The 22,125-nt window shown below is 63.0% G+C and carries 2 protein-coding genes; both read left to right on the top strand.

All coding sequences use genetic code 11. From position 1 onward, the window contains the following. Positions 1-82 precede the first annotated feature (82 nt). Positions 83-14,266, top strand: coding sequence for a non-ribosomal peptide synthase/polyketide synthase (locus BLU75_RS13030; RefSeq protein ID WP_084380113.1), 14,184 nt, complete (start codon positions 83-85; stop codon positions 14,264-14,266). A 1-nt stretch (position 14,267) separates the two neighbouring features. Beyond that, positions 14,268-22,121, top strand: a complete 7,854-nt coding sequence (locus BLU75_RS13025) for a non-ribosomal peptide synthetase (protein WP_084380111.1) — start codon at positions 14,268-14,270, stop codon at positions 22,119-22,121. Positions 22,122-22,125: the final 4 nt, after the last annotated feature.

The raw sequence follows: 22,125 nt of genomic DNA, 5'->3' as shown, positions 1-22,125 counted from the left end.
TCGCTAATTTTCCCCGGTTGCATTCGTTTTATAGGGATGACGTGCCTTTGCGCTTCCTGCCTATTGACCCGGATGCTAAGAAATGAATGCTGAAGACTCCTTGAAACTCGCTCGCCGGTTTATCGGGTTGCCCCTGGAAAAGCGCCGGTTGTTCCTCGCGGCCTTGCAAAAGGAAGGGGTGGATTTTGCTCGGTTTCCGATCCCGGCGGGTGTAGCGGTCGAGGATCGTCAGGCGTTGTCCTACGCACAGCGACGGATGTGGTTCCTCTGGCAGCTTGATCCGCAAAGCGCTGCCTATAACCTGCCCAGTGCCGTGCGGCTCAAGGGCATGCTCGACGAACCGGCACTGGAGCAGGCTTTTGCCAGCCTGGTGGAGCGCCACGAAGCCTTGCGCACGGTCTTTCGCCAGTTGCCCGACGAGCGTCTGCAACAAGTGCCCGCCAGTGCCCCGTTGATTTTCGAGCGCGAGGACTTCAGCATCCTCCCCGATGACGAGCGTGAGCGCAGGGTCCGCAGCGAAGCCCAGCAACAGTCAATGCTGCCGTTCGACCTGGCTGCCGGGCCGTTGCTGCGGGTCAAGCTGATCAAGCTCGAGGCTGAGCAGCATGTGCTGTTGCTGACCTTGCATCACATCGTTTCCGATGGCTGGTCGATGAGTATCATCATCGACGAGTTCGTCCGCTTCTACGATGCTCACCGTCGTGGCGAAGCGCTTAACCTCGAACCGCTGCCGATCCAGTACGCCGACTATGCCCTGTGGCAGCGGCGCTGGATGGAAGCTGGTGAACAGGAGCGTCAATTGGCTTACTGGCAGGCGCAACTGGGCGACGAGCATCCGCTGCTTGAATTGCCGACCGATTTCCCGCGTCCGGCGGTGGCCAGCCATCAAGGTGGCCGTCATGAGTTCGACCTGCCGCCAGCCCTGGCGGATGAACTGCGTCAATTCGCGCGCCAGCAGAATGTGTCGTTGTTCACCGTCTTGCTGGCGGCCTTCAATATCCTCTTGTATCGCTACACCGGCCAGACCGACCTGCGGGTTGGCGTGCCGATTGCCAACCGAAACCGGCTGGAAGTCGAAGGCCTGATCGGTCTGTTCGTCAACACTCAGGTGATCCGTGCGCGTTTTGATGAGCAGACCCCGGTCACTGGCCTGTTGCAGGATCTCAAAGAGGTGGTCAACGCCGCGCAGGCCCATCAGGACCTGCCATTCGAGCGCCTGGTGGATGCGCTCAAGCTGGAGCGCAGCCTGAGCCACACCCCGCTGTTCCAGGTGATGTACAACCATCAGCCGGAAGTGGCCGACCTCGAGGCATTGAAACTGAGTTCCGGACTCAGCTTGAGCCGTCTCGACTGGGACAGCCGCACCACCCAGTTCGACCTGACCCTGGATACCTACGAGAAAGGTGGCACGCTCAAGGCTGCCCTGACGTTTGCCAGCGATCTGTTCGCCCTGGCGAGCGTCGAGCGCATGGCCGGTCATTGGCTCAAGATACTGAGCGAAATCGTCGCCGACAGCGCGCGTCGGGTCAGTGAGCTGCCGCTGCTCGATGCCCTGCAGGTACAGACTCAGGTACTCGACTGGAACCGTACCGAGGCGCAGTTCCCGGCGCAGCGCGGTGTGCATCAGTTGTTCGAGGAACAGGTGCAGCGCACGCCACAGGCGATTGCCCTGTTGTTCGATCAACAGGTCCTGACGTATCGACAACTCAATCAGCGCGCCAACCGCCTGGCACACAAGTTGCGCGAATCGGCACCGGCCGATACTGAGCTGTTGGTGGGCGTGGCCACCGAGCGCTCGGTGGAAATGGTCGTGGCGCTGCTTGCGGTGCTCAAGGCTGGCGGAGCCTACGTGCCGCTCGATCCGGAATATCCGAGTGAGCGCCTGCGCTACATGCTTGAAGACAGTGGCGTGCGCTTGCTGTTGACCCAGAGCCATCTGCTGGACAGCCTGCCGCTGGGCGATGCTGTCCAGGCCTGGTGCCTGGATCAGGACGGCGACTGGCTGGAAGGCTACAGCGAAGTCAATCCGGCTCTGCCATGCTTGCCGGAACAACTGGCCTACATGATCTATACCTCAGGCTCCACCGGCCGGCCCAAAGGCGCGGGCAACCGGCACACGGCCCTGACCAACCGCCTATGGTGGATGCAGCGCGCCTACAGTCTGGATGCGCGCGACACGGTGCTGCAAAAGACCCCGTTCAGTTTCGACGTCTCGGTCTGGGAGTTCTTCTGGCCGTTGATGGTCGGTGCGCGGCTGGCTGTGGCGCTACCGGGTGAGCACCGCGAGCCGGCACGCCTGATCGAAACCATCGGGCGTTACCAGATCACTACCTTGCACTTCGTGCCATCGATGTTGCAGGCCTTTATCCATGAAGCCGGGGTCGAGGCCTGTGGCAGTCTCAAGCGCATCCTATGCAGCGGTGAAGCCCTGCCGGTGGATGCCCAGCAGCAGGTGTTCGGCAAATTGCCGGGTGCCGCTCTGTTCAATCTTTATGGTCCGACCGAAGCCGCCATCGACGTGACGCACTGGCGGTGTGTCGACGAACGCCGCGCCAGCGTGCCCATCGGGGTGCCGATCGACAACCTGCGGACCCAGATCCTCGGTTCCGGCCTGAGCCTGCTGCCGGTCGGCGCGGGTGGCGAACTGTACCTGGGCGGTGTTGGCCTGGCCCGTGGTTATCATCGGCGGCCGGGACTGACCGCCGAGCGTTTCGTGCCCGATCCGTTCAATGCCGGCGAGCGCTTGTACCGCACCGGCGACCTGGCGCGTTATCGGGTCGATGGAGTTATCGAATACCTCGGGCGTCTCGATCATCAGGTCAAGCTGCGCGGCCTGCGTATCGAGCTGGGTGAAATCGAAGCCAGTCTGTGTGACCACGAACTGGTCCGTGAAGCTGTGGTCCTGGCCCAGGACGGCAAGCAACTGGTGGCTTATCTGGTATTGACCTGCGAGCAACCGCCGGCCGACTGGCGCGAACAGCTCAAGGCCAGCCTGCTGCTGGGCCTGCCGGAATATATGGTGCCGCAGCACCTGCTGCAGCTGACGGCGCTGCCGTTGATGCCCAACGGCAAACTCGACCGTAAATCCCTGCCGCGCGCCGAGGCCGGCGTGCAGGCGCAATACATTGCGCCTGCCAGTGACATCGAGAAAGCCCTGGCGGCGATCTGGCGTGACGTATTGCGCGTGGAGCAGGTCGGCCTGGAAGACAATTTCTTCGAGTTGGGCGGCGATTCCATCGTCTCTATCCAGGTCGTCGGGCGTGCCCGTCAGGCCGGGATTGCCTTCAGCCCGCGGGACTTGTTCCAGCACCAGACCGTGCGCAGCCTGGCGCAGGTTTGCCAAGCCGACGTTGACATCACCATCGATCAAGGCCCGGTCAGCGGGGAGGTGCCGTTGACCCCGGTGCAACGATGGTTCTTCGAACTGCCGATGGCCCAGCGCGCGCACTGGAACCAATCGCTGTTGTTGACCCCGAGCGAAACCCTTGACTTGGCCCATGTGGACGCCGCCGTATTGCGCCTGATCGAGCAGCACGATGGCCTGCGCCTGCGTTTCGAGACCGGTGCCCAAGGCTGGACCCAGGCCCATGCCGCGATGCCGGATGTATCGCCGGTATGGCAACGCCAGGCGGCCACCGCCGAAGAACTCAACGCCCTCTGCGATGAGGCGCAACGCAGCCTGGACCTGGGCCAAGGTCCGCTGCTGCGGGTCTTGCTGGTGAATATGGCGGACGGTAGCCAGCGACTGTTGCTGGCGATCCATCACCTGGTGGTGGACGGGGTGTCCTGGCGCGTGCTGCTGGAAGACCTGCAAAGCCTGCTGAACCAGGCCAAGGCCGCTGCAACCCTGGCGCTGCCGGCGAAAACCAGCGCCTACAAAGCCTGGGCCGAACAGTTGCAGGACTATGCCCAGCGCCCGGCCCTGAACCAGGAGATGGACTATTGGCAGCAGGCGCTGGCCAATGCGCCAGCCGATTTGCCCCGCGATCACTCACAAGGCGGGCTGAGTAATGCCCTGGGGCAAAAGGTCGCCGTGACCTTCGATGCTCAATTGACGCGCCAGTTATTGCAAGAGGCGCCGGCGGCCTACCGCACCCAGGTCAATGACCTGTTGTTGACCGCGCTGGCACGTGTCATTGCCCGCTGGAGCGGTGAACCATCGGTGTTGATCCAGCTTGAGGGCCACGGTCGCGAAGAGCTGTTTGAAGACATTGACCTGACCCGCACCCTGGGTTGGTTCACCAGCCTGTTCCCGATCAAGCTGACCCCGGCACTGGATTTGGCCGGTTCGATCAAGGCGGTCAAGGAGCAACTGCGCGCAGTACCCGGCAAAGGCCTGGGGTTCGGTGTGTTGCGCTACCTGGGCGAGCCGCAGGTACAGGCGGCCCTGGCCGAGCTGCCGGCGCCACGCATCACCTTCAACTACCTGGGGCAGTTCGACGCTCAGTTCGACGACGGCGCACTGTTCGTGCCGGCCATCGAAAAATCAGGCGTAGCCCAGGACGAGCAAGCCCCGCTGGCCAACTGGTTGAGCATCGAGGGCCAGGTGTATGCGGGCGAACTGTCGTTGCAGTGGACCTTCAGCCGTGAGTTGCACGAACGTGCGACCATCGAGCGATTGGCCGAAGACTATCGTCAGGAGTTGACCGCGCTGATCGCTCATTGCCTGCAAGCCGAAGCCGGTGGCGCCACGCCTTCGGACTTCCCGCTGGCCAGCCTGACTCAGGAGCGTCTGGATACACTGGCGACCCCGCTGGCGCAGATCGAAGACATTTACCCGCTGTCACCGATGCAAGAGGGCTTGTTGCTGCACACCTTGTTGGAGCCGAATTCGGGCATTTACTTTATGCAGGACCGTTACTGCATCGACAGTGACATCGACCTGCCGCGCTTCCGGAGTGCCTGGCAGCAAGTCATCCAGCGTCACGATGCCCTGCGGGCTTCGTTCAACCTCGATCACCAGGGTGAAACGCTGCAGATCATTCACCGCCATGCTCCGTTGCGTATCGACTGCCTGGACTGGAGCGGGGTGCCAGTCGAGCAGCACGAAGCCGATTTGCAGCGTCTGCTGGAGAGCGAGCGCCAGCAAGGCTTCAACCTGCTGGAGCAGCCACCGTTCAGCCTGCGCCTGATTCGTCGTGCGCCCCAGCAATACTGGTTCATCCTCAGCAATCACCACATCTTGATCGATGCCTGGTGCCGATCCTTGCTGTTGCAAGACTTTTTCACCCTTTACCAGGGCAAGCAAATACCGCCACCGGCGGCGCGCTACCGCGACTTTATTGCCTGGCTGCAAGAGCAGGGCGAAGCGGCGGCGATCAGCGCCTGGCGCGAAGAGTTGCAAGGCGTCGAGCAACCGACCTGGCTGCCTTACGACCGACCGCTGCAGCGTCAGGGTGGTCAGTCGCAGATAGGTGACCGTTACCTGAATCTGGAACGCAACGAAGGTCGCGCCCTGCGGGAACTGGCCCAGCATTATCAACTGACCGTCAACACCTTTACCCAGGCGGCTTGGGCCTTGGTCATGCACCGCTACAGCGGTGAGTCGGATGTGTTGTTTGGTGTGACTGTGGCCGGTCGGCCAATCAATCGCCCGGAAATGCAGGACACCGTCGGCCTGTTCATCAACAGCATCCCGCTGCGGGTGCGCATGCCGCAGACCGGCAGCGTCAAGCAATGGCTGCAGGCATTGTTCGAGCACAACCTGGCCTTGCGTGAGCATGAACATCTGCCGCTGGTGAAAATCCAGGCATGCAGCCACATCGACAGCAGCCAGCAGTTGTTCGACAGCCTGTTTGTGTTCGAGAACGCGCCGCTGGAGAGCGCGGTGGTCAGCGGCGCCGAGGAACTGAGCGCGATTGCCGACAGCGCACGGACTCACACCAACTATCCGCTGACGGTGGTGGTCTACCCCGGTGACGAACTGGGGCTGCACCTGTCTTACGACCAGCGCTTCTTCGACGAAGCAACGATTGATCGCTTGCTGCACGATATGAAGCGCGTACTGGGCGCGCTGGTCAGCGGCTTCCATGGCGAATTTTCGGCCTTGGCGCTGCTGTCCGACGCGGACCGCTACCAGTTGGTTGAAGCCTGTAACCAGACCGAACGCACCTACCCGCTGGACCAGGGTTATGTACGCCTGTTCGAGGCCAGCGTGGCGCAGTACGGCGAGCGCACGGTGGCGTCGTGCCTGGACCGGCAATGGAGCTACAACGAACTCAACCGCCAGGCCAACCGTGCCGGTCATGGGCTGATGGCGGCTGGGGTGCAGGTTGACCAGCCGGTGGCTTTGTTGGCCGAACGTGATCTGCCGTTGCTGGGCATGATCATCGGCAGCTTCAAGGCCGGTGCCGGCTATCTGCCGCTCGACCCGCATTTGCCAGATGAACGTCTGCTGCGTCTGCTGGAGCTGAGCCGCACGCCGGTGTTGTTCTGCACGGCGGCCTGCGCCGAGCGGGCTCGCGGCCTGTTGGCTAGCCTTGCATCAGACGTCGCGCCACGGCTGCTGGTCTGGGAAGACCTTCAGCAAGGTGATGCTGCGCAGGGCAACCCGCACATCTACGTCGGTGCCCGTCACTTGGCGTATGCCATCTACACCTCCGGCTCCACCGGCACGCCCAAAGGGGTGTTGGTCGAGCAGGGCGGCATGCTCAACAACCAATTGAGCAAACTGCCGTACCTGGAACTGGGGGAACAGGACGTGATCGCCCAGACCGCCTCGCAGAGCTTCGATATTTCGGTATGGCAGTTCCTCACCGCGCCGCTGTGCGGAGCGCGCGTCGACATTGTGCCGAACGACATTGCCCAAGAGCCAGCGGCCTTGCTGGCCCATGTACGGCAGGCCGGCATCACGGTTCTGGAAAGCGTGCCGTCGCTGATCCAGGGCTTGCTCGATGAGCCGGTGATGGCGCTCGAGCACTTGCGCTTTATGCTGCCCACCGGGGAGGCGATGCCGCCGGAACTGGCGCGCCGCTGGCTGCAGCGCTACCCGAGGATCGGCCTGGTCAACGCTTACGGTCCGGCCGAATGCTCGGACGACGTGGCCTTGTACCGCGTGGAAATGGCCGCGACCCAGGGGGCTTGCCTGCCCATCGGCAGTCCGACGGACAACAACCGCCTGTACCTGCTCGACGGTCAGTTGCAACCGGTGCCTGTGGGCGCGGTGGGTGAGCTGTGGGTGGCCGGCGTCGGGGTTGGCCGTGGTTACCTGAGTGACCCAGCGCGCACGGCCCTGGCCTACCTGCCGGACCCGTTCGCCCTTGAGGCCGGTGGCCGGCTGTACCGCACCGGCGACCTCGGCCGTCGGCGTAACGACGGCCTGTTGGAGTACGTGGGACGCGTCGACCACCAGGTCAAGGTGCGTGGTTTCCGGATCGAACTGGGCGAAATCAGTGCGCACCTGCTGGAGCTGGACGCGGTGCGCGAGGCGGCGGTCGATGTCTACGAAAGTGGCACCGGCAAGGCCTTGGTGGGTTACGTGGTGCCGGCGTCGACCGAGCTGGCCCAGGACGCATTGCGTGACAGTCTGCGTGACAGCCTGCGCCAGCGCCTGCCGGTTTACATGGTGCCGTTGCAGTGGGTGTTCCTTGAGGTGCTGCCATTGACACCGAATGGCAAGCTGGATCGCAAGGCGCTGCCGGCGCCGGATGCCAGCCAGTTGCAGCAGCGTTTCATGGCCCCGCGCACTGCACTGGAGCAGCGTATCGCGCAGATCTGGCAGGACGTGCTCAAACTGGAACGCGTCGGCCTCAATGACAATTTTTTCGAGCTGGGCGGTCATTCGTTGCTGGCGACCCAAGTGATTTCCAGAGTGCGCCATGCGCTGAAGATCGAACTACCGCTACGTACGCTGTTTGAGCACAGCACCTTGCAAGCCTTTGTCCAGGCGCTCGGCCAGAACCGCGCGGGTGACGAACCGGCGCTGCTGGCGGTGGATCGTCAACAGCCGCTCTTGCTGTCCTATGCCCAGGAGCGTCAATGGTTCCTCTGGCAGCTGGAGCCTCAGAGTCCGGCCTATAACATCCCGCTGGCGCTGCGCCTGCGTGGAGGCCTGGACGTTGCAGCCTTGGCCCGTAGCTTCGATGCGCTGATCGAGCGCCATGAAAGCCTGCGTACGCGCTTTGCCCAGGATCAGCAGGCGCTGCAAATCATTGACGCCCCGGTGGCATTGCCGCTGGTGGCGGAACCCTTGGCCAGTGACGCGTTGATCGCCGCCACCGTGGAAGCCGAGGCCCAGGCGCCGTTCGATCTTCAGCGGGGGCCGTTGTTGCGGGTGAAATTGCTGCAGCTGGCGGCGGATGATCATGTGTTGTTGCTGACCCAGCACCACATCATCTCTGATGGCTGGTCGATGCAGGTATTGGTGGAAGAGCTGATTGCCCTGTACCGCGCCTATAGCCAGGGCCAGCACCTGGAGCTGCCAGCCCTGCCGATCCAATACGCCGACTATGCGCAATGGCAGCGGCAGTGGATGGAGGCCGGTGAGTTGCAACGTCAGCTGGCTTACTGGCGCCACCAGTTGGGGGGTGAACAACCGGTACTGGAACTGCCGACTGACCGGCCGCGCCCGGCGGTGCAGGATCAGCGCGGCGTCCGCCTGGACATTGCGCTGGATGCGGCACTGAGTACCGGCCTGCGACAACTGGCACAACGCGAAGGCTCGACCCTGTTTATGGTTCTGCTGGCGTCGTTCCAGGCCCTGTTGCATCGCTACACTGGGCAAAGCGACATTCGTGTCGGTGTGCCGGTGGCCAATCGGCAGCGGGTCGATATCGAGCGCCTGATTGGTTTCTTCGTCAATACCCAGGTGCACAAGGCCGAGGTGGATGGCCAGTGCGCGTTCATCGAGCTGTTGCGCCAGGTCAAGCAAACGGCGCTGCACGCCCAGGCCCACCAGGACCTGCCGTTCGAACAACTGGTGCAAGCGCTGCAGCCGCAGCGCAGCCTGAGCCACAGCCCGCTGTTCCAGGTGATGTACAACCACCAGAGCGAAGGCAAGAAAAGCATCGACGTCGATTTGCCAGGGTTGCGGGTCGAAGGCCTGGCCTGGGAAAACCAGGTCGCGCAGTTCGACCTGACACTGGAAACCTACGAGTCTCGCGACAGCCTGAGTGCCTCGCTGGTGTATGCCTGCGAGCTGTTCGACGCCAGCACCATCGAGCGCCTGGTGCAACACTGGCAGCACCTGTTGCAGGCGGTAGTGGCCGACCCGACGCAGCGCATCGCCCAATTGCCATTGCTGGCTGCAGCCGATGAGCGAGTGATCCTCGAAGACTGGAACCGTAGCGCCGTGGCCTACCCGGCCGGGCAGTGCATCCAGCAGTTGATCGAGGAGCAGGCGGCGCGCACTCCGGAAGCGCTGGCGCTGGTGTTTGCTGAACAGCAACTGAGCTACGCCGAACTCAATGCCCGGGCCAACCAGTGGGCGCACCGCCTGCTGGAGCTGGGCGTCGGCCCGGATGTGCTGGTGGGCGTGGCGGTTGAGCGCTCGCTGGAAATGGTCATCGCTTTGCTGGCGGTGCTCAAGGCTGGTGGTGCCTATGTGCCGCTGGACCCGGAGTACCCGCAGGAGCGCCTGGGCTACATGATCGACGACAGTGGCCTCAAGCTGCTGCTGACCCAGGCTCACTTGTCCCTGCCGCTTGCGCCTCATGTGCAGGTGCTGGACCTGGGCCAGACCTTGAGCGGCTACAGCACGGCGAACCCGCAGGTGACGCTGGACCCGGAAAACCTCGCCTATGCGATCTACACCTCAGGTTCCACTGGCAAGCCCAAAGGCGTGATGGTGCGCCATGGCGCGCTGACCAACTTTATCGTGAGCATGGCCGCCGCGCCGGGGATCGACGCGCAGGATCGGTTGCTGTCGCTGACCACGTTCTCCTTCGACATTTTTGGCCTGGAGTTGTACACGCCATTGATGGTCGGTGGCCGTGTGGTCCTGGTCAGCCAGGATACCCAGCGCGATCCGGAACTGATCCTCAAGCAGGTGCAGGAGCAGGGCATCACGCTGTTGCAAGCTACGCCGTCGACCTGGCGCATGCTGCTGGAAAGCGCCAACGCTGGCGTCCTGGACGGCCGTCGTCTGCTGTGTGGCGGTGAAGCGCTGGCCGATGAATTGGCGGTGCGCATGACCGCGCTGGGGGCGCAAACCTGGAACCTCTACGGCCCGACCGAAACCACCATCTGGTCGGCCTTGCAGGCGTTGGACAGCGAGCACAGCCAGCCGCACCTGGGCAGGGCGATCAATAATACGTCGTTGTACATCCTCGGTGAAGACCTGTCGGCCAACCCGGTGGGGGTCGCCGGTGAACTCCTGATCGGTGGCGATGGTCTGGCGCGGGGCTATTTCGAGCGTCCGGCACTGACCGCCGAGCGTTTCCTGCCTAACCCGTATGGGGAACCGGGAGGGCGTTTCTACCGTACCGGCGACCTGGCGCGCTACCGCGCGGACGGGGTGATCGACTACATCAGCCGGATCGACCACCAGGTGAAGATCCGCGGTTTCCGTATCGAATTGGGCGAGATCGAGGCGCGCCTGCTGGAGCACAGCGAGGTGCGCGAAGCGGTGGTGGTGGCTCAGGAAGGGCCGCAAGGACCGCTGCTGGTCAGTTATCTGGTGGCGCCCGACGCCGCGCAAGAAACCTTGCGTGAAGCGTTGAAACACAGCCTGCACCAACAGTTGCCGGATTACATGGTGCCGCAGTACTGGCTGTTCATGGCGCGTCTGCCGCTGACGCCCAACGGCAAGCTGGACCGCAAGGCCCTGCCGCAGCCGGAGGCCAGTCAGGTGCAGAAGCCCTACGTTGCGCCGAGCACTGAACGCCAACGACAGGTCGCGCAGATCTGGCAAGAAGTGCTCAAGCTGGAGCGCGTGGGGCTGGCGGACAACTTCTTCGAACTGGGCGGGCACTCGTTGCTGGCCACGCAGGTCATGTCGCGGGTGCGGCAGTTGCTGAACACTGAAGTGGCGCTGCGCACCTTGTTCGAACACAGTACCTTGCACGCCTTTGTCCAGGCCCTGGGGCAGGAAATGGCCGGTTCGGCACCGGTGCTGTTGCCAGTGGCTCGCGACCAGGTATTACGCCTGTCCTATGCCCAGGAGCGGCAGTGGTTCCTCTGGCAACTGGAGCCGCAGAGTGTCGCCTACAACCTGCCTCTGGCCCTGCGCCTGCAAGGGCAACTGGAGGTGTCGGCACTCGAACGCAGTTTCAACAGCCTGATTGCCCGGCATGAAATCTTGCGCACTGGTTTTACCCAGAATGACAGCCAGGTCCTGCCGGTGATTCAGGCCCAGGCCAGCCTGCAACTGGAGGTGCAAGCGCTGGACAGCGTGGCCGGGATCGATGCCGCGGTGGATGCCGAAGCGCATCGCCCGTTCGACCTCAAGCATGACGCGTTGTTGCGGGTGAAGCTGTTACGCCTGGCGGCTGACGAGCATGTCCTGATCCTCACCCAGCACCACATCGTCTCCGATGCCTGGTCGATGCAGGTGATGGTCGACGAACTGCTTGAAACCTATGCCGCCTACAGCCAGGGGCAAACCCCGAGTCTGCCGGCGCTGCCGTTGCAGTACCTCGACTATGCGCAATGGCAGCGGCAGTGGATGGAAGACGGCGAACAGGCGCGACAACTGGCCTACTGGACCGACAAGCTGGGTGGCGAGCAACCCGTATTGGCACTGCCGACCGACCACCCACGGCCGAGTGTCCAAAGCTTTATCGGCGCCAGCCAGGTGGTGAAGTTGCCGGCCAGCCTGCTGCACTCGCTCAAAGCCCTGGCCCAGCGTGAGCAGACGACTCTGTTTATGCTGTTGCTGGCCTCGTTCCAGACGTTGTTGCACCGCTACAGCGGGCAAACCGACATTCGCGTCGGGGTGCCCATCGCCAACCGTAACCGGGTGGAAACCGAGCGTCTGATCGGCTTCTTCGTCAATACCCAGGTGCTCAAGGCTGAGGTGGACGGGCAGAGCGCCTTCAACGAATTGCTCGAGCAGGTCAAACAGACTGCGCTGGAGGCCCAGGCCCATCAGGATCTGCCGTTCGAACAGCTGGTGGAAGCCTTGCAACCGGAGCGCAGCCTGAGCCACAGCCCGCTGTTCCAGGTGATGTACAACCATCTCGAGGAAGGCCGCAGAGGACTCGACATTGCCTTGCCGGGCCTGACCCTGTGCGGTCTTGAAGCCCGTGGCCGCACCACGCAGTTCGACCTGAGCCTGGAAACCTACGAGTCAGACCAACAGCTGGTAGCAACCCTGACCTATGCGGTCGACCTGTTTACCCCGGCGAGCATGGCGCAATTGATCGGCCACTGGCAGAACCTGCTGCAAGCGATTGTCGCCGACCCGACGCAACGGATTGCCGCATTGCCGCTGCTGACCGAGACCCAGGCCCAGCAGGTGCTGCTGGACTGGAACCAGACCCGGACCGAGTACCCGCTGCATCTGGGCGTACACCAGTTGATCGAGGCTCAGGCCGAGCGTACGCCAGAGGCCATCGCCCTGGTGTTCGGCGATACGCAACTGACCTACGCCGAACTCGATGCTCGCGCCAACCAATGGGCACGGCGCCTCTGCAGTTTGGGGGTGGGTACCGATGTGCTGGTCGGCGTGGCAGCCCAGCGTTCGCTGGAGATGGTCATCGGCTTGCTCGCCGTGCTCAAGGCCGGCGGCGCTTATGTACCGCTCGACCCCGAGTACCCGCCGGAGCGCCTCAACTACATGATGCAGGACAGTGGCATCGGCCTGTTGTTGACCCAGGCGCACCTGCGTGAGCAGTTGCCGGTTCCTCAGGGTGTACAGCAGCTTGATCTCGGTGAGTCGGTAGCCAGCTTCAGTACCGATCGGCTACAGCGCGAACTGGACCCGCAAAGCCTGGCGTATGTGATCTACACCTCCGGGTCTACCGGGCAACCCAAGGGCGCCGGCAACCGGCACACCGCGTTGACCAACCGCCTGTGCTGGATGCAGGAGGCCTACCCACTGGATGCAGCCGACGCGGTGTTGCAGAAAACCCCGTTCAGCTTTGATGTCTCGGTCTGGGAATTCTTCTGGCCGCTGATGACCGGTGCACGCCTGGTGGTGGCCGCACCTGGGGCGCATCGTGATCCGGGCGCCCTGGTCGAGTTGATCAATCAACACGCCGTCACCACGTTGCACTTTGTGCCTTCGATGCTCCAGGCCTTCCTGCTGGACCCGCGCGCGGCCAGTTGCCACGGCTTGCGTCAGGTGATGTGCAGCGGTGAAGCATTGCCGGTGGAAGCTCAACAGCAGTTGTTCCAGCAACTGCCGCAGACCCGGTTGTACAACCTGTACGGCCCAACCGAAGCGGCCATCGATGTGACGCATTGGCAATGCGTCGACGAAGGGCGCGACAGCGTGCCGATTGGTCAGCCGATCGCCAACCTTGGCACTTATATCCTCGGCCCGGATCTGGAACCGTTGCCCGTGGGCGTGGCCGGTGAGTTGTACCTGGGCGGCGAAGGTCTGGCCCGTGGTTACCACCGGCGGCCGGCGTTGACCGCCGAGCGTTTTGTGGCAAACCCGTTTGGCGCCGGGCGCTTGTACCGTAGCGGTGATCTGGCGCGGCATCGGGCCAGCGGGGTGATCGAGTACCTCGGCCGTATCGATCATCAAGTGAAGATCCGTGGCTTGCGCATCGAGCTGGGTGAAATCGAGGCGCGTCTCATGGAACAGCCGTCGGTGGTCGAGGCGGTAGTGATCGCGCGGGACGGGCCGACCGGCAAACGCCTGGTGGCTTACGTGGTGCCAAGCGATGCGCAACTGCTGGAGAGCAGCGCGCAGGAACAGTCGCGTTATGGCGCCACGTTGGGCGCAAGCCTGGTGCGCCACCTGCCGGACTACATGGTGCCTGGGCAGTGGATCGTCCTGGCGCGGATGCCGTTGAACCCCAATGGCAAGCTTGATCGCAAGGCCTTGCCCCAGGCTGATCCGCTGTTGGCACAGCAGGCCTACCAGGCTCCTGAAACCGAGATTGAACAACAGATCGCCGCGATCTGGCAGGACATCCTGCACGTCGAGCGCATTGGTCTGGGTGACAACTTCTTTGATCTTGGAGGGCATTCGCTGCTCGCGACCCAGGCGGTCTCGCGCATCAACTCACAACTGGGCATCGACATTGCGCTGCGCCTGATCTTTGAAACGCCGACCCTCGCCGAGTTCGCCCAGGCAGTGCTCGAAAGCCGCTCGGCACTGAGTGAGGAAGGGCTGTCGGATATTGAAAAAATGATGGACCTGATGGAGGAGGCTTGAAATGGATAAGACTACCGCAGAGCGTATTGCCAAGCGTTTCATCGGCCTGGGTCTGGAGCAGCGGCGGCAGATCCTGGCGAAGATGAACGAGGCCAACAACAGCTTCAAGCTGTTGCCGATTGTCACCTGTCGCCATGACGTGCCACGTATTCCTTTGTCTTTTGCCCAGCAACGTCTGCTGTTTCTGTGGCAGATGGAGCCGCAGAGTTCGTTCTACAACGTACCGCGCGCGGTACGCCTCAAGGGCGAACTGAACGAAACCACATTGCGCCAGGCTTTCGACGCGCTGGTGCAGCGCCATGAGGTGCTGCGTACTCGCTTTGTGTCTGAAGACGGCGCCTTTTATCAGGAAATCCACGATAGCGCGCCGGTGAATCTGCATCGCATCGACGTCCCAACTGCAGCCCTGGACGCGGGGGAGGCAGGGCTCAAGGCGCTGGTCGCCGAGGAACTGGCGCAGCCCTTCGACTTGATCAATGGGCCGTTGCTGCGGGTCAAACTCTACCGTCTCGAGGCCCATGAACATGTGCTGGTGGTGACTCTGCATCACATCGTTTCCGATGGCTGGTCGAGCCAGTTGATGGTCGAGGAATTTGTCCATCTGTATGACGCGATCGCCCATCAGCGTGAGCCGCGACTGCCGGCCTTACCGATCCAGTACGCGGACTTCGCACTGTGGCAACGCAGTTGGATGGAGGCTGGGGAAAGCGCGCGCCAATTGCAGTACTGGACGCAGAAGCTGGGCGACGAGCAACCGCTGCTGGCGTTGCCGTTGGACCGCGAGCGTCCACCCGTGCCGAGTTACCGGGGCGCGGTGTTGACCGCCGATTGCTCCCCAGTCTTGTCCCAGGCCCTGAAAAACCTTGGCAGCGCGCGCGGTTATACCCTGTTCATGTTGGTGCTGGCGGCGTTTTCGGTGGTGCTGGCACGTCAGAGCGGGCAGCGCGACATTCGTCTGGGGGCGCCGAACGCCGGGCGCAATCGCAGCGAAACCGAAGGACTGATCGGCTTCTTTATCAACACCCAGGTACTGCGGGTCGAGGTCGATGAACAGCAGAGCTTCGAGCAGTTGCTGGCTCAGGTCAAAGAAACCGTATTCGGAGCCCAGGCCCATCAGGACTTGCCCTTCGAGCAGTTGGTGGACGCCCTGGCGCCCGAGCGTAACCTGAGCCACAACCCGTTGTTCCAGGTGAAGATCAACCAAAACCTGGCGGGCAGTGGCCTGAGCCACAACGGCCAGGGCAGTTTTTCCGCGCTGGATATTGAAGTGTTCGAGATCGCGGAAAGCGACGCGCGTTTCGATCTGGCGCTGGATTTCACCGACACTGAACACGGCCTGCAGATCAGCTTCAGCTACGCGACCGACCTGTTCGAGCGGCGCACCGTCGAGGCGATTGCCGACTCGTTGCAGGGAGTATTGCAGGACATGGTCGCGGCGCCTGCCGCGCTGATTGATCAACGGCCGGCCGTGGCCGGGGTGGCTGACGAAGCGCCCACGGAAGATTTCCCGCACCCGCATTTCCTGGCGTTGTGGCAGGCCAACGGCCAAACCCGTGGCGCTGCCGTCGCCGTGCGCTGCGAGCAAGAACTCATCAGTTTTGCCGCGCTGGAGCAGCAGTCCAACCGTCTGGCCCGGCACTTGCGCGAGCAGGGATTGCGTAACGGCGAGGTGGTGGCCCTGGCACTGGAGCGCAGCGTGGCCTGGACCGTAGGCCTGCTGGCGGTGCTCAAGGCCGGTGGCGTGTACCTGCCGCTGGATGTCCAGCAACCCGCGGAACGCTTGCAGCAGGTGGTGAGTCGCAGTGGCGCTGCCTGGCTGTTGCGCACGGCGGGCGATCAACGTATCGATTGCCAGTGCCGGGTGCTTGATTATGACGAGGCGCGGTTTGCCTCGTGCAGTGCTGCTCCACTGGCGCTTGAAGTGGCCCCGGAACAACCGGCTTACCTGATTTTCACCTCGGGCTCCACCGGTCAGCCCAAGGGTGTACTGGTCAGCCACCAGGCGTTGGGTAACTACGTGCAAGCGATTCTGCAGCGCCTGCGCCTGCCGACCGATGCCAGCCTGGCGATGATCTCCACCCTGGCGGCGGACCTCGGGCACACCATGCTGTTTGCCGCGCTGGCCAGCGGTCGCCTGTTGCACTTGGTGCCACAGGCATACGCTTTCGACCCGGACCGTTTCGCCGGTTACATGAGCGAGCACCGGGTCGGTGCGCTGAAAATCGTGCCCAGCCATTTGCACAGCCTGTTGCAGGCCGGCAACCCGGCAGATGTACTGCCGGCACATGCGCTGGTGCTGGGGGGTGAGACTTGCTCTTGGTCGTTGGTACAACAGGTGGCGCAGTTGGCACCGGATTGCCGGATCATCAACCATTACGGCCCGACGGAAACCACGGTCGGCGTGCTGACCCATGAGGTGACGGACGAACGCCCCGCGACCCTGAGCGTGCCCGTTGGCCAACCCCTGGCCAATACCCGCGCGCGCCTGCTGGATGCCTACCTCAACCCGGTCGCCGCGCGGGTGGCGGGGGAGCTGTATCTGGGCGGTGCCGGTGTGGCTCAGGGCTACCTGAATCAGCCAGGGCTGACCGCTGAACGTTTCGTTCCCGATCCGCAAGGGTGCAAAGGCGAGCGGGTGTACCGCAGCGGTGACCGTGCACGCAGTGTCGACGGCGTACTGGAGTTTCTCGGTCGCGGCGACGATCAGGTGAAAATCCGTGGCTACCGGATCGAACCTGGCGAGGTCCGGCACATGCTGCGGCAGTTGGATGACATACAAGATGCTGCCGTGCTGGCGTTGCCGATGGAGGGGGATGCCGGGCGTTTGCAACTGGTCGCCTACTGTGTGCCGGCGCCGACGGCCACCACCGATGCCGAACAACTGACCCGCGAACTGCGCGGGCTGCTGCCGGACTACATGGTGCCGGCGCGGATCATCCTGCTCGAACGCTTGCCCCTGACGGCCAACGGCAAGCTGGATCATCGGGCCCTGCCGGCCCCGGATGCTCAGGTTCAAGACTACGTGGCTCCGAGCAATGAACTGGAGCAGGTTTTGGCCGAAGTCTGGGCCCAGGTGCTCAAGCTTGAGCAGGTAGGCACTGGTGACAACTTTTTTGAACTGGGCGGCGACTCGATTCTCAGCCTGCAGATCATTGCCCGGGCCAAGCGCCGCGGAATCAAGCTGACCCCCAAACAGTTGTTCGAAAAACAGACCATTGCCCAGTTGGCGCAAGTGGCCAAATGGGTAGAGGTCAAGGCCCCCGCGACCCCGGCCAGCGCCCTGCAGATCAACGGAGCCCAGGCGCTGTTGCCGATCCAGGCACGTTTCTTTGGCATGGATATTCCCGAGCGTCATCACTGGAACCAGTCGATCCTGCTGCACCCTCAGGCCCGCCTGGAGGTAGCGGCGTTGAACCTGGCATTGCAAGCGCTGTACGCGCAGCACGATGCGCTGCGCCTCGCATTTACGCGACAGGATGGGCAATGGCGCGCCGACTATCAGGCTCGCATGCCCGGCGAGTTGCTGTGGACACCTGCGGCCCTGGCGACAGCTGATGAGGTCCAGGCCCTGGCCGATCAGGCCCAGCGTAGCCTGAACCTGGAGCAAGGCGTGTTGCTGCGCGCGGTACTGATGGAACTGCCCGAGGGGCAGCAGCGCCTGCTGCTGGTGATTCATCACACCGTCGTGGATGGAGTCTCCTGGCGGGTATTGCTGGAAGATTTGCAAAGCGCCTACACCCAGGCGACGCGCGGGGAGCCGGTCAAGCTGTCGGACAAGGGGGCTTCGCTGCAAACCTGGGCTGAGCGGTTGCAGGGCCATGCCCAGAGCGACGTGCTCAAGGCCGAGTTGCGGTATTGGCAGGATTGCTTGCAGGGCTGCGCGCTGGACCTGCCCCGCGACAACCCGGACGGCGGCTTGAGCCTGTCTCAAGCCCACGTCGTCTCGACCCGCCTGGATCGGGGATTGACGCACAAACTGCTGAAGGTCGCGCCAGCCGCCTACCGGACCCAGGTCAATGACCTGTTGCTGACCGCACTGGCCCGCGTGCTGTGCCGCTGGAGCCAACAGTCTGCAGTGGCTATCCAGCTGGAGGGGCATGGCCGTGAAGCCTTGTTCGATGAGCAGGACATCTCCCGGACAATGGGCTGGTTCACCAGTTTGTTCCCGGTGAAGCTGACCCCGGCTGCCGATCTAGACGCTTCGATCAAGCAAATCAAGGAGCAACTGCGTCAACTGCCGAACAAAGGCATCGGCTACGGCTTGCTGCGTTACTGCGGTGATGCGGCCAGCCAGGCGGCGTTGGCCGACCTTGGCGAACCACGGATTACCTTTAACTATCTGGGCCAGTTCGACGCTGATTTTGCCGCCGACCAAGGTGCGCTGTTCATGCCAGCGCCGGAATCCGACGGTGCCGCACGCAGCGAACGGGGGGAACTGAGCAACTGGCTGAGTATCAACGGTCAGGTGTACGGCGCCGAACTGGAGCTGAGCTGGACCTTCAGCACTGGCATGTATCAGCGCAACACGGTGCAGGCGTTGGCCGACGATTACGCGGCTGAACTGGCGGCGTTGATCGAGCATTGCAGCAGCGCACAGCAGAGTGGTGTGACACCGTCGGATTTCAATCTGGTGAACTTCACCCAGGCGCAGTTGGAGCGGTTGCCAGTGAATCCACGGGATATCGCCGACCTCTATCCGCTGTCGCCCATGCAGCAAGGGATTCTGTTCCACACCCTGCACGAGCCGGATGGCCCGGCCTACACCAACCAGTTGCGGGTCGACGTCCAGCAACTCGACGCCGAGCGCTTCCGTGCAGCCTGGCAGCAGACCTTGGACGCCCACGACATCCTGCGCACGGCGTTTGTCTGGCCACCGGAGATGAGCGCGCCGGTACAGATCGTGCTGGGCAGCGTGCCCATGCCGCTGGTGATTCACGACTGGCAAGGCCGGGCGAACCTTGAACAAGCCCTCGATCAGTTGGCCGCTGAGGATTTGGACGCCGGCTTCCAGCTTGATCGTGCGCCGTTGCTGCGGGTAATCCTGGTACGTACCGGTGCTAGCACTTATCACCTGATCTACACCAGCCATCACATCCTGATGGACGGCTGGAGCACTTCGCAGCTGTTTGGCGAGGTGTTGCAACGCTACGCCGGGCAGGCGCCTGCCGCAGCGCAGGGGCACTATCGCGACTACATCGAATGGTTGAGCCAGCGTGATGCCGAGGTCAGCCAAGGGTTCTGGCGTGGGGCTCTGGGTCATTTGCAGGAGCCAACCCGCCTGGCTGACGCCGTGGGCCCGCAACAGGTGCTGGGCAGTGGTTATGCGGATCATGAGCATCTGTTCAGCGCCGAGCTTACCGCGCGGTTGAACGGTTTTGCCCGTGAGCAAAAGATCACCCTCAACACCCTGATGCAGTCGGCCTGGCTGTTGCTGTTGCAGCGCTACACCGGCCAGGCCACGGTTGCCTTCGGTGCCACCGTGGCTGGACGGCCGATGGACTTGCCCGGGGTCGAGCAACAGATTGGGCTGTTTATCAACACCTTGCCGGTGGTTGCCACGCCGTCTCCGCACCTGACCGTGACGCAGTGGCTGCAGCAGGTGCAAGACCTTAACCTGGCCCTGCGTGAACACGAACACACGCCCCTGTATGAGATTCAAAGCTGGGCTGGACTGGGTGCCGGTCCGCTGTTTGACAGTATTCTGGTGTTCGAGAACTACCCGATGTCCGAAGCCTTGCAGCAAGGGCAGGGGAGTGGCCTGGGGTTTTCGCCGATTCGTCGCCAGGAGCAAACCAACTACCCGCTGACCCTGGTGGCGGTGGCGGGTCGCGAATTGGCCCTGGGTTGCAGTTTTGACCAGGCCTGTTTCGATGCAGCGGGCGTCCAGCGTTTGGCCGAGCAACTGGAACACCTGATGCGCCAGTTCATGGCCGATGCCGGCCAGCCGCTGGGTGTGCTGGAGTTGTTGCCCCCGGACCAACGCCAGGCCGCATTGGCTTGGGGGCGTTCGCCGAGTCGTGCACCGGCCACTGCTGGAGTGGTGGAGCAGATCGAGGCGCAGGTCCGGCATGATCCGCAAGCGCTGGCGATGCTGTTTGGCGAGGAACAACTGGATTACGCCACCCTTGATGCGCGTGCCAATCAGTTGGCGCACAAGCTGCGGGCGTTGGGCGTTGGTCCGGAAGTGCGGGTCGGTGTGTGCCTGCGCCGTACCCCGCAGATGGTCATCAGCCTGCTGGCGATCCTCAAGGCGGGCGGTGCTTATGTGCCGCTGGATCCGGAGTACCCGCAGGAACGCTTGCTGCATATGCTCGACGACAGCCAGGCCGCCGTTGTGCTGGCCGAAGCGTCGTTGCGCGAGGTACTGCCGGCGGTGTTGCAGGCGCAGGTGCTGTTGGTGGAGTCAGACGCGCAATGGCTGCACGACTGGCCGCACACCTGTCCGGCGCCGCTGACCTGCGCGGCCAACCTGGCGTATGTGATTTACACCTCGGGTTCCACCGGCAAGCCCAAGGGTGTAGCGATTACCCATGGCAACGTCGCGGCCCTGGTCCAGTGGTCGTTGGCGACCTATTCGCGTGAAGCCCTGCAAGGGGTGCTGGCCTCGACTTCGATCTGTTTCGACCTGTCGGTCTGGGAGATTTTCGTCACCCTGGCCGGCGGTGGTTTCATGGTGCTCGCGGACAACGCCCTGGCCTTGCCCGAGTTACCGGCGCGGGAGCGGGTGCGGCTGATCAATACCGTGCCATCGGCGATTGCCGCCTTGCAGCGGGCCAGACAGATTCCGCCCTCGGTGCAAACCATCAACCTGGCGGGCGAGCCGCTCAAGCAGGCGCTGGTCGACAGTTTGTACGCCAGCACGGCGGTGGAGCGCATCTACGATCTGTACGGGCCGTCGGAAGACACCACCTATTCGACCTTCACCCTGCGTGTGGCGGGCGGTCAGGCGAACATCGGGCGGCCGCTGGAAAACACCACGGCCTATTTGTTGGACCCACAGTTGCAAGCGTTGCCGGCGGGCGTCGCGACCGAGTTGTACCTGGCGGGCGCCGGGGTGACCCGTGGTTACTTGATGCGTCCGGGGCTGACCGCGGAGCGTTATGTACCTGACCCGTTCTCCACCCGCGGTGAGCGGCTGTACCGCAGCGGCGATCTGGTACGCCAGGGCGCGGAGGGCGACATCGAGTACATCGGGCGGGCCGACCACCAAGTGAAAATCCGAGGTTTCCGCATCGAGTTGAGCGAAGTCGAAGCCCGCCTGCTGATGCATCCTGCGGTACGCGAGGCGGTGGTGCTGACTCAGGAAGGCGCTGCCGGCAAGCAGTTGCTGGCGTATGTGGTGGCTGAACCGGAGGACGGCGAACAGCCCAACCTGGTGGACAGCCTGCGCAGCCATCTGGCGGCCAGTTTGCCGGCGCACATGGTGCCAAGCCATCTGCACCTGATCGAGGCGTTGCCATTGACTCCCAATGGCAAGCTCGACCGCAAAGGCCTGCTGGCGCTGGGTGGCAACCCACGGCAATTGGCTTACGAGGCACCGCGCACCGACTTGCAATGGGAAGTGGCGACTCTCTGGCAGGAAGTGCTGGACGTTCAGCGGGTCGGCTTGAACGATAGTTTCTTCCACCTCGGTGGCCATTCGTTGCTGGCAACGCTGGTGGTGACGCGGATCAAGGAGCGCTTGGGTGACCAGGTGCCGCTCAGGGAGCTGTTCGCTGCGCACACCCTGGAACAGTTCTGTGACCGCATCCAAGCCCTGCGCGCTGATTTGTCGCCGGTTCAGGATGAATTGGCTAAATCTCTGGAGACCCTCAAACGTCTATCTCTCGATGATCTTGAAAAACTGATTTCTTGAGTGA

Source organism: Pseudomonas mucidolens (assembly GCF_900106045.1).
GTDB classification, from domain to species: Bacteria; Pseudomonadota; Gammaproteobacteria; order Pseudomonadales; family Pseudomonadaceae; genus Aquipseudomonas; species Aquipseudomonas mucidolens.
Note: the sequence above shows the minus strand (reverse complement) of the source record. Positions and strands in the feature narration are given on the sequence as shown.